Source organism: Klebsiella sp. 28, from assembly GCF_018223905.1.
GTDB lineage: Bacteria > Pseudomonadota > Gammaproteobacteria > Enterobacterales > Enterobacteriaceae > Klebsiella > Klebsiella pneumoniae.
This window is the reverse complement of record NZ_JAGRQY010000054.1, coordinates 1-9965: the sequence shown is the minus strand read 5'-3', so window position 1 is coordinate 9965 and position 9965 is coordinate 1. Positions and strand designations below refer to the sequence as shown.

7 protein-coding genes and 1 pseudogene are annotated in these 9965 nt (G+C 63.6%); 5 read left to right on the top strand and 3 right to left on the bottom strand.

Features of this window, described 5'->3' with window-relative positions:
• On the bottom strand, positions 1–1777 hold a 1777-nt coding region (locus KHQ28_RS10000; protein WP_211777597.1), incomplete at its 3' end, for a molybdopterin-dependent oxidoreductase.
• Positions 1778–2185: 408 nt separating this feature from the next.
• On the opposite strand from KHQ28_RS10000, the gene KHQ28_RS09995 reads away from it, so the two are divergent.
• Genes KHQ28_RS09995 through KHQ28_RS09975 form a run of 5 tightly spaced genes read left to right on the top strand, consistent with a single transcriptional unit; the run spans position 2186 to position 7655 of the window.
• Positions 2186–3166: a sugar ABC transporter substrate-binding protein gene (locus KHQ28_RS09995; protein ID WP_002894353.1), complete on the top strand. Its 981-nt coding sequence runs from the start codon at positions 2186–2188 to the stop codon at positions 3164–3166.
• Positions 3167–3212: 46 nt separating this feature from the next.
• Positions 3213–4715: a sugar ABC transporter ATP-binding protein gene (locus KHQ28_RS09990; protein ID WP_023284846.1), complete on the top strand. Its 1503-nt coding sequence runs from the start codon at positions 3213–3215 to the stop codon at positions 4713–4715.
• Positions 4712–5701 (top strand): ABC transporter permease, encoded by a 990-nt coding sequence (locus KHQ28_RS09985; protein ID WP_004147555.1) that lies wholly within the window; start codon positions 4712–4714, stop codon positions 5699–5701. The genes KHQ28_RS09990 and KHQ28_RS09985 overlap by 4 nt, the downstream gene beginning before the upstream one ends.
• Positions 5698–6702 carry an ABC transporter permease gene (locus KHQ28_RS09980; protein ID WP_004223619.1) on the top strand — a complete coding sequence of 335 codons (1005 nt, stop codon included), beginning with the start codon at positions 5698–5700 and terminating at the stop codon, positions 6700–6702. Before KHQ28_RS09985 ends, KHQ28_RS09980 begins: the two co-directional genes overlap by 4 nt.
• Positions 6703–6713: 11 nt before the next feature.
• Positions 6714–7655 carry a carbohydrate kinase family protein gene (locus KHQ28_RS09975; protein WP_004147553.1) on the top strand — a complete coding sequence of 314 codons (942 nt, stop codon included), beginning with the start codon at positions 6714–6716 and terminating at the stop codon, positions 7653–7655.
• Positions 7656–7697: 42 nt separating this feature from the next.
• On the opposite strand, the gene KHQ28_RS09970 is transcribed toward KHQ28_RS09975, so the two are convergent.
• Together KHQ28_RS09970 and KHQ28_RS09965 are read right to left on the bottom strand one after the other, a co-directional pair.
• Positions 7698–8726, bottom strand: coding sequence for a 2-hydroxyacid dehydrogenase (locus KHQ28_RS09970; RefSeq protein ID WP_004191366.1), 1029 nt, complete (start codon positions 8724–8726; stop codon positions 7698–7700).
• Positions 8723–9965 (bottom strand): annotated as a pseudogene (locus KHQ28_RS09965) (FGGY-family carbohydrate kinase); the annotation flags it as partial. The gene KHQ28_RS09970 and the pseudogene KHQ28_RS09965, both read right to left, overlap by 4 nt.

The following is a 9965-nucleotide window of genomic DNA, read 5'->3' as shown; positions in this document are numbered from 1 at the left end:
CGGTGGCGGAAAAGAGTTCAATTTTGCCGGAGGGGGTGGAGAGCGGATAGCGCTGCGGATCGGCGCGAAAATCGGCGAGAAAAATTTGCGGCCGCTTCGGCGCGCTGTACTCCAGCACCCCTTGCTGCCAGAAGTCATCGAACGAGGGCAGCGCAATACCCTCCTCCTGCGCCCGCGGTCTTGACTCCTCATAGAGATGACGCAGCCACTGCCCGGCGTCCCGCCCTTCGCTGAATGCTTCCCCGAAGCCCAGCCGCCCGGCCAGATCGCAGAAAATGGCGTAATCGTCACGCGCTTCGCCCACCGGCGGGATCTGCGCGCTCATGGCGATCATAAACCCGTCGTGACCGCCGCTGCCGATATCCTCTCGCTCCAGCGAGGTGGTGGCCGGCAGAACGATATCGGAGAATTTGGCCTGCGCGGTCCAGTACTGCTCATGCACCACCACCGTCTCCGGGCGGCGCCAGGCCTCGCACAGTCGGTTGATGTCCTGATGATGATGAAACGCATTGCCTCCCGCCCAGTAGACTAAACGGATATCGGGATAGCGCCGCTGCTGACCGTCGAACTCATAGGTTTCTCCCGGGTGCAGCAGCATATCGGACAGCCGCGCCACCGGGATAACGCTGTCCACCGCATTCTCCCCGGCGGGTAAGCGTGGGCCGGAAAACGCTTTTCGCACCGCGCCCGCCAGGTTGGTGCAGGCGTAGCCAAACCCGAGGCCGCCGCCCGGGGTGCCGAGCTGTCCCAGCAGCGCGGTCAGGGCCACCGTCGCCCAGTAGGCCTGCTCCCCTTGACGGGCGCGCTGGATAGACCAGGAGATATTCACCATCGTCCGGTGGCGGGCCATCTCCCGCGCCAGGTCGGCGATGCGCTGGGCGTCCAGGCCGGTAATCGCCGCCGCCCACGCCGGGGTTTTCGCTACGCCATCGTGCTCGCCCAACAGATAAGCGCGATAGGGGGCAAACCCGACGGTATGGCTGGCAACAAACGCCTGGTCGTAGAGAGACTCAGCGATCAGCACATAGCTCAGGGCCAGCAGCAGTGCGGTATCGGTGCCCGGCCGAATGGCCAGCCACTCGGCTTCGGGCACCGCGCTGAGGTCATTGCGCACCGGACTGATATTGATAAACCGGGTGCCGTTGGCCTGCATCTTATCCAGCCAGTACTGGAGCATATGGTCATTGGCGCCGCCGCCGTTGACCTGGGCATTGCGCAGCGGCAGTCCGCCGATGGCGACAAACAGCTGACACTCCCGGGCCAGCTCGGAAAAATGGGTATGCTGCCGGTGCAGCGGGCTCAGCGGCCCGAGAATATGCGGCAGAATACGCTCGCCCGCGGCGCTGCTATAGGTATTGGTGCTGGCGGTGTACCCGCCAAAGCCCTTGAGAAACCGGTGCAGCTGGCTCTGCGCATGGTGAAAGCGTCCAGCGCTGGCCCAGCCGTAGGAGCCGCCGTAGATCGCCTCATTGCCGCAGCGCGCCTTGACCGAGCGCAGCTCGCGCGCCAGCAGGTCCAGGGCCACCTCCCAGCTGACTTCGACAAAGGGCTCTTTACCTCGCCCTTCTCGTGACGCCGGCCCGTGCTGGAGATAGCCGGCGCGCACCGCCGGACGGCGAATGCGCGTTTGGCTGGTCACCGCGTCGGGGAGCGACTGGCCGATGCGTGAGGGATTTTTATCCCAGGGCACCGGCTTAACCGCCACGATCTCGCCCTCACGGCTCTCCACCTGCCAGGTTCCCCAGTGCATCACCGTATAATTATGCTGTTTCTTCATAGCGCCCGCGTTCTTCTCAGCTTAAGGTTCATTACAATAAAGCGGGGAAATAGGGTAATAATCCTTACCCGGCCAGACATTGCTCTGCTAAAAAAAGCTTTAGCCCGCGCAATCTTCTTTTTTTCTCTGTAGACGCCGTATTTCCCATGCACTCACAATATTAAAAAAATTGTCTTTATCCGCTAAATAAACACGGAATAAGTCAAAAATAAAACCACAAAATAAAAAGGTCTATCCGCCATCATGAAATATTTTCAGGTTCCTCATGACAAAATAAACTTTTTCTCTGACGTTTCTGCGATATAACATTCCTGGCATAACTTAGACTTATTTTGTATTTGAGGTGGCGAGGTGCTTCTTGTCATGCTACCGGTCCGCAACCACCTTCATCACAGGATCATAATAACAATGTCGCAGAAGAGAAAATTATTGCCTGCCGCGCTGGGACTGCTTTCCCTTGCCTCGCTGAGCGTCGCTGCCGCAGACGCCCTCTCCTTACAGGGAAAAACCATTGGCGTTGCCGTGGTCGGCACTCAGCATTTCTGGGATCGCGAGGCCTTTAAAGGCGCGACAGAGGAGGTGGAGAAACTGGGGGGCAAAGTCATTGGCGTCGATGGCGGCCGCGATAATCAGGTGCATGCCAATAACCACGATATTTTACTGTCACGCAAGGTGGACGCGGTAATTAGTATTCTCGGCGATAGCGCCGTCGAACCAAAATTTAAAGCATTGCGTGATGCCGGTATCCCGGTATTTACCGTAGATCATGTTTCTCAATATTCGGTCAACAATACTACTTCCGATAACTACACCTTAGGCTCAACCATCGGCCGCTACATGGCGGATGAATTAGGCGGCAAAGGCAACGTCGCCGTATTTAACGCCTTCTCCAGCGCGCTGCGTATTTGCGGAATTCGCTACGATCAGTGGAAATATGTCCTTAAGGATTATCCGGATATTCATATTATCCAGCCCGAGCTCGCGGAACAGTTCGCCAACTCGCCGGAAGACGCGCGCAAGAAAACCCTCGAATTACTCAGCCAGTATCCGAAAGGTAAACTGGACGCCATCCATGTCGCCTGCTGGGATCAACCGGCCATCGGCATCGTCCAGGCGCTGGAAGAGACCGGTCGCGATAAAGACGTGAAAGTGACGGCCATCGACGCCGGTCCGGAGACCCTGGAGATCATGGCGGAGCCCGGCAGCCCGTTCGTGGCTAACGTCGCGCAGCAGCCGCATCTGATCGGCCAGACCTCGGCTGACAACGTGGCCCGCTACTTTGCCGGCCAGAAACTACCGGTGCAAACCTTTATTCCGGTGGTTCCGGTGAAAGGTCCGCAGGAAGCGAAAGCGGTGTATAAACAGTTGGGATACGGCGAGCTGCAGTGATTAATCAACATCCTGGCGGGGGGAACGCCCCGCCGCTGGTCTGGTCATGGAGCAGATCGGTAAACGTTTTGCCAGCGTCACCGCGCTTAATGCGGTTACCCTGCGCCTCAATCCGGGGGAGATTCATGGCCTGATTGGCGAGAACGGCGCCGGTAAATCGACGCTGATCAAGATCCTCGCCGGTGTCTATCAGGCCGACAGCGGCAGCGCCACCCTCGACGGTCACCCGCTGCCCCTCGGCAATCCGGCAGCCATCGAAGCCGCCGGCATCCGCGTTATCCACCAGGAGCTGAACCTGATCCCGCACTTTACCGTCGCGGAATCGGTGTTTCTGGGCCAGGAGTATCGCACCCGCTGGGGGGCGCTGGATCGCCGACGGATGAAGGCCGCCACGGCGCAATTTTTCCAGCAAAACTGGCAGCTGGCGATCGACCCCGAACGGCTGGTGCGCGACCTGAGCCTGGCCGAGCGCAAGCTGGTGCAGATTGCCCGCGCGCTGATCGACGGCGCAGCGCGGCTGGTGGTGTTCGACGAACCCACCGCCCCCCTGGAGGCGCAGGAGGCCAGTCTGGTCTCCTCCGCTATCCTGCGCCTGCGCGACCAGGGCATTGCCATTCTGTATATTTCCCACTACCTCAATGAGATAGCCACCCTCTGCGACCGCGGCACCGTACTGCGCAACGGGGAAGTGGTCGGCTACCCGGACCGCGACCTGCTGCAAAATACCGAGGCGCTGATCGCCATGATGGTCGGCCGGGAAATCGACCAGCTGTATACTCCGCGCCAGCGCCCGGCGGCAGACACCGGGGCGACCCCGCTGCTCTCGGTGCGCCAGCTGAGCGACGGGCGGCAGCTGCAGGATCTCTCTTTTGATATTCAGCCGGGCGAAATCGTCGGCGTCGCCGGCCTGCTGGGCGCCGGACGCGATGTGCTGGTCGACTTACTCTACGGCTTACGCCCGGCGGAACGCGGCACCATCCACCTCGAGGGCCGGCCGCGGCGCATTCGTACGCCAAAGCAGGCGATCCGCGCCGGCATGGCGCTGGTGCCGCGCGACCGCCGCCATCAGGGGCTGATCCTGCCCTTCACCACCGCCGACAATATTAATCTCGCCTCGCTGCCGGAGACCGCCACCTTTGGCTGGGAGCGGCGGGGTATCGCCGAGCAGAAAGCGCGCGACTGGATAGAACAGCTGGCAATCCGCCCGGGACGCCCGGGGCTGCCGGTACGCTACATGAGCGGCGGTAATCAGCAAAAAGCGATCCTCGCCCGCTGGCTGGGGACCGATGCCCGGCTGTTTATTCTCGATGAACCCACCCTGGGGGTCGATATCGGCGCCCGCCGGGATATTTATCAACGTACGCGCCAGCTGGCCGATCAAGGACGGGCGGTGCTGGTCTCCTCCAGCGACGCCCCCGAACTGCTCGGACTATGCGACCGGATCCTGGTCCTCTGGCGCGGCGCGCTGGCGGCCAATCTGCCCACCCGCGGGCTAACGCTGGACGCCCTGCTGGTGGCGATCAACGGCGGACAGGAGCCTTCACCATGAGTACTGCTATCCAGCGTCGCGGCCGTCCGGGCCTGGCGACGCTGATTGAAAAATTTCCCCTGATCCTGTTTCTGGCGCTGCTGGTATGGCTGAGCGTACAGTCGCCCTACTTTCTCAGCTGGCAAAATATCAGCCTGATGCTGGTCCAGAGCGTTCCGCTGGCAATCCTCTGTTTCGGCCTGGTCTGCGTTATCGCCGTGGGCGGAGATGACGTGGTCTCCGGCGGCATCGACCTCTCCCTGCCGGCGACGGCGGTGCTCGGCGTCGCGCTGCTCAGCCTCGGGCTGGCCGAATGGCACACGCCGTATCTCCTGCTGCTGGCGCTGCTGGCGGCGGTTTGCCTGCTGTGCGGGGCGATCAACGGCTTGCTGGTGCTGGCGGCCGGCCTGCCGCCGCTGCTGGCCACCCTCTCGACCTCGGTGGCGTTTACCGGTCTGACAGATCTGTTGACCGGCCAGCGACGCATTGCGGTCAGCGATCCGCTGATGGTCGCCTTTCGCGACAACAGCGTGCTGGGCCTGCCCTGGCCGCTGGTCTACCTGCTGGGGGTGTTTATCCTGTTCCAGTTCCTGCTCCACCACTCCCGCTTCGGCCAGCATGTGCAGGCGGTGGGCGGCAATCGCGATATGGCGCAGATGAGCGGCTTGAACGTGCGCCGCTTGACCCTGCTGGTCTGGCTGTTAGCGGGCATTGCCGCCGGGCTGGCTATTCTGCCGCTGCTCAGCCAGGGCTCCGGCAGCTCCAGCGGGACGGCCACGCCGCTGCTGCTGGAGACCGTGCTGGCGACCTTTATCGGCGCCGCCTTCTCGCGCCGTCGGGTGGTCACCATCTGGGGCGCGCTGCTGGGGGCAATCCTGGTCAACGCCCTCTCTAACGGGCTCGGCCTGCTGGGGGTCAATATCTTCTGGATGGGCGCCATTAAAGGCGGCCTGATCCTGGTGGTGCTGGCGGCCTCGGCGGTCAGACACAAAGGAGGCGAGGCATGAGTCAAATCACCCTGAAAACCTCTGCGTCGGCGGAACAGACGGCCAGCAGCCCGCTGGCCTGGCTGTCGCGGGCCGGATTTGGCGTCATCATCCTGCTGGCCATCGCCCTGTTTGGCTGGGCGAATCCGGTATTTTTAACCGTGGATAACTGGGCCAACCTGCTGCAGGGCAGCGCGATCCTGCTGATTGTGGCGATGGCGATGACCCTGATCGTCAGCGCCGGGGCGATTGATCTGTCGGTGGGCGTCGCGCTCGATTTCGGCGCCGCCTTCGCCCTCGTCGCCCTGAAAACCTGGCATCTGCCGTGGCAGGCCGCGGTGGGCTGCGCCCTGCTTGGCGGGGTGCTGATTGGCCTGCTCAATGCCTTTCTGATCCTCATCTGCCGGATCCGTCCTTTCCTCGCCACGCTCGGCACCTGGTTTATCGCCAGCAGCGCCGAGCGCATCTATACCGACGGCGGCGGCGCGATAGCCTATCGGCGGATGGCTCCGGAGTATCACGACCTGGCGGTGGGCAACCTTGGTGGGATCCCCACGCCGGTAGCGATCGTGCTGGCGCTGTGGCTGGCGGCCTGGCTGGTTACCGAGCGCACCCTGTGGGGCAAATATGTCCGCGCCATCGGTCAGAACAGCGAAGCGGCGCGTATCGCCGGGATCCGCGATCGCCTGACCATGCTCGGCGTGCTGGTGGCCGCCTCGGCGCTCTGCGCCGTCGGCGGGGTGATCCTCTCCGCCAACCTGCGGCAGTTTACCCCGCTGGCCGGGCAGTCTTACCTGATGGACGCCATTGCGGCAGTATTTATCGGCACTGCCTTTACCCGTCTGGGCCGGGTCAGCATCCTCGGCACCCTCGGCGGCGTGCTGTTCCTTGCCATTATTGATAACGGCCTGAACCTGATGGGGCTCAATTATCTGGTGAAGGATGCGCTGGTCGGCGTGATTCTGGTGGTGGCCCTCGCCCTATCCTTCTGGCAGGCGCGCCTGCGCCAAACGCATCGCTAAACGGGAGAACGATGGCAACCTTTGACGCCGTATTTGTCGGCCTGACTATTCTGGATATCGCCGGGCGCCCGGTGGTGGCGATCCCGCCGCGCGGCGGCGTCGCCTTTATTGAGCAAATTCGTCTCAACCCCGCCGGCACCGCCGCCGGGGCTAATATCAACGCCGCGAAGCTCGGGATCCGCACCGCAGCGGTGGCCTGCCTGGGCGAAGATGAAAAGGCCGACTTTATCCTCGCCAGCTATGCCCGGCTGGGCATCGACTGCTCGCTTATCCAGCGCACCGCGCTGAAGGAGACCTCGGCGACGATCCTGCCGATTCGCCCCAACGGCGAACGTCCGGCCCTGCACTGCCGGGGCGCGTCTGACGCCCTGTTTGTCAGTGAAGCGGAATTTGACGCCGTCCTTGACTGTCGTTTCCTGCATCACGGCGGGACCGGGCTGCTGGCGGCAATGGACCAGGGACAGAGCGCGCGGCTGTTGCAGGCGGCCAAAGCGCGCGGAGTCACCACCAGCTTTGACCTTATCGCCCCGAATGAAGAGACCCTCGAACTACTGCGGCCCCTGTTGCCGTCGGTGGATTATTTCATGCCTTCGCTGGAGGAAGCCGCCTTTCTCTCCGGAGAGACGCAGCCGGAGGCCATCGGCCGCTTCTTCCTGGCGCTCGGCGTGGGCACCTGCATTCTGAAAGACGGCGAGAACGGCTCCTGGCTTATCGGCCGCGATGGCGGGCCGCAGCATATTGCGCCGTGGCCGGTCGAGGCGGTGGATACCACCGGCTGCGGCGACAGCTACTGCGGCGGGTTTATTGCCGCACTGGCGCGCGGACTCAGCGTGAAAGCAGCGTGTGACGTCGCCTCGGCGGTGGCCGCGCTGGTGGCGACCGGGATGGGATCGGATGCCGGGGTAGTGGACTGGGAACAGACCCAGGCTTTTATGGCGGCCCATCGCCCCTGACGATGGACCCGCGCCGCTGCAGAATGCGGCGGCGCAAGCGGCTTAACGCCACTGGTACAGCAGCGGCTCCCCGGCGACATAGCGCTGAAGATCGGCGGCAATCATCGCCGTGTGTTTGGCGATACTCTCCCGGGTGGCTCCGGCGATATGCGGCGTGATAATCACGTTATCGAACTCGATGACAAAAGGATGATCGCGCCACAGCGGTTCGCGGTGATAGACATCCAGCGCCGCGCCGCCCAGCGGGCCGTGGCGCAGGGCATCAATCAGCGCTGCCTCGTCGACCACCGCCGCGCGAGAGGTATTGATCAGCAGCGCGCCGGGCTTCATGCTGTTTAACAGCGCGGCATTCACCAGCCCGTCGCTGTGCGGCCCGCTGCTCAGGTGCAGGCTGACGATATCCGCCTCGCGGAACAGCGCCTCCAGGGTCGTTTTCTGTAGCCCTGGCTCATTGATATCCTCTGCGGCGACGAACGGATCCACCACCAACACCGCCATGCCGAACGCCCGGGCGATACGCGCCACCCGGCGGCCAATGTTGCCATACCCCACCAGCCCCAGCGTTTTATTGCGCAGTTCAGTGCCTTTAAACACTTCATAGGGGCTTTCCGGGCTCACGTCCCAGACCACATCCCGCCGCAGACCCTGCTGGGTGGCGGCGGCGGCATTGTCAGCCTGCGTGAATTCCCCCCGCTTCAGCGCCGCATGAGATTGCGGAATATGGCGCGCCAGGCTGAGCATCAGGCCAAGCGTCAGCTCCGCGGCGGCATCGGCATTGCGCCCCGGGGTGTAGAGCACCCGGATGCCGCGCGCCTGGGCGGCCTGGGTATCAATATTCACCGGATTCGCGCGGGTGCAGGCGATCACCTGCAGGCGCGGACAGGCGGCCATCACCGCGTCCGTCACCTCATCATAGCTGGTCACCAGCACCTCGGCGTCGTGGGCCAGCTCAATCAGCTGACCGGCGCTGAGTTTCGGTTTGCCCAGCGCCCACCCCTCCACCAGCAGCTCGCCCAGCTGGTGGAAGGCGCTAAGGTCGCCAGCATGCTCGGCGGTAAAAACGATTTTCATGGTTGTAGGTCCTGAGAAAGAGGTTGAAGGGCGGCCTGTCTGGCCTGCCATACCGGCAGCATCTGCTCGCGCAGCAGGCGGTAAACGGGATACAGCGCCGCGTAGCGGGCATGCGCCTGAGGGCGCGGCTGATAGCGGGTCTGCGCCAGCGGAGGCGTCTCGGCCAGCGCCGCGACGCTACGGGCCGCCAGGATCGCCGCGCCGCGCGCGCTCAGTTCGTTAAAGGCGCTGGAGACCACCGTGCGTCCGGTACAGTCGGCGATAATCTGCAGCCAGGTCGCCGAGGCTGCGCCGCCGCCGGTCAGATACAGCTCGCCGCCCTGCGGATAACCCTGCAGCGCATCGACAATGGCGAAGGCCAGGCCTTCAAACACCGCGCGCTGCAGTTCGGCGCGGGTGGTGTGCGGGCTAATGCCGAAAAAGCCGGCCCGCGCGTCCGGGCTGTAAAACGGCGCACGTTCGCCATTGAGGTACGGCTGCCAGAAGACGCCGCCGCTGCCTGGCTCCACCGCCGCGATCGCCTGCTCCAGGCGCCCCAGATCGGCGTCCAGCGAAATATGCTGCTGCAGCCAGTCAATGTTTGGCGTACCGGCCTGCATCGGAAACAGGGAGATCACCTGTCCGGCTTCGGTATGGGTGACAAAGCGCGTCGCCTCGTTCACCGTCTGCGGGCCGCGGCAGACGATCCCGGTGCAGCAGGTGGTGCCGAGGATCGTGTAGATATCCCCTTCGTTGACCGCGCCGCAGCCCAGCGCGGCGCTACAGACATCCAGCGCCCCGGCGGCCACCGGCGTCGCGGCGGGCAGCCCGGTCAGCGCCGCCACCGCGTCGCTCAGCGTGCCGGCCGGGGCATCCGGGGCCAGCAGCGGGGGAAACAGCGGCAGCAGTTCGTTCAGCCCCATCTCGTTCATCACCACCGAGGACCAGCTGCCGGTCTGCTGATTGAGTAACGAGCTGCTGGCGTCCGTCAGCTCCAGCGCCGCCACGCCGGTCAGGCGAAAGCGGATCTAGTCCTTGGCGAAAAACAGATAGCGCGCGGCCGCCAGCCGCGCCGGCTGATACTGTTTCAGCCAGTACAGCTGCAGGCTGGTATTGCAGGGCTGCAGGTGGGTGCCGGTATCGGCGAAATAGCGGCGGTCGAAGCCGGGTCGGCGCAGCAGGTCGCTCATTAGCTCGTGGCTGCGGGTATCGCTCCACAGGATCCCCGGGCCCACCGGTTCGCCCTGCTCATCGCTGAGC

Excerpts from the sequence above, each read along its gene's own strand:
- KHQ28_RS09985 (WP_004147555.1), top strand. The coding sequence starts at position 4,712 with ATGAGTACTGCTATCCAGCGTCGCGGCCGTCCGGGCCTGGCGACGCTG.
- KHQ28_RS09990 (WP_023284846.1), top strand. The coding sequence starts at position 3,213 with ATGGAGCAGATCGGTAAACGTTTTGCCAGCGTCACCGCGCTTAATGCG.
- KHQ28_RS09995 (WP_002894353.1), top strand. The coding sequence starts at position 2,186 with ATGTCGCAGAAGAGAAAATTATTGCCTGCCGCGCTGGGACTGCTTTCC.
- KHQ28_RS09975 (WP_004147553.1), top strand. The coding sequence starts at position 6,714 with ATGGCAACCTTTGACGCCGTATTTGTCGGCCTGACTATTCTGGATATC.
- KHQ28_RS09980 (WP_004223619.1), top strand. The coding sequence starts at position 5,698 with ATGAGTCAAATCACCCTGAAAACCTCTGCGTCGGCGGAACAGACGGCC.
- KHQ28_RS09970 (WP_004191366.1), bottom strand. The coding sequence starts at position 8,726 with ATGAAAATCGTTTTTACCGCCGAGCATGCTGGCGACCTTAGCGCCTTC.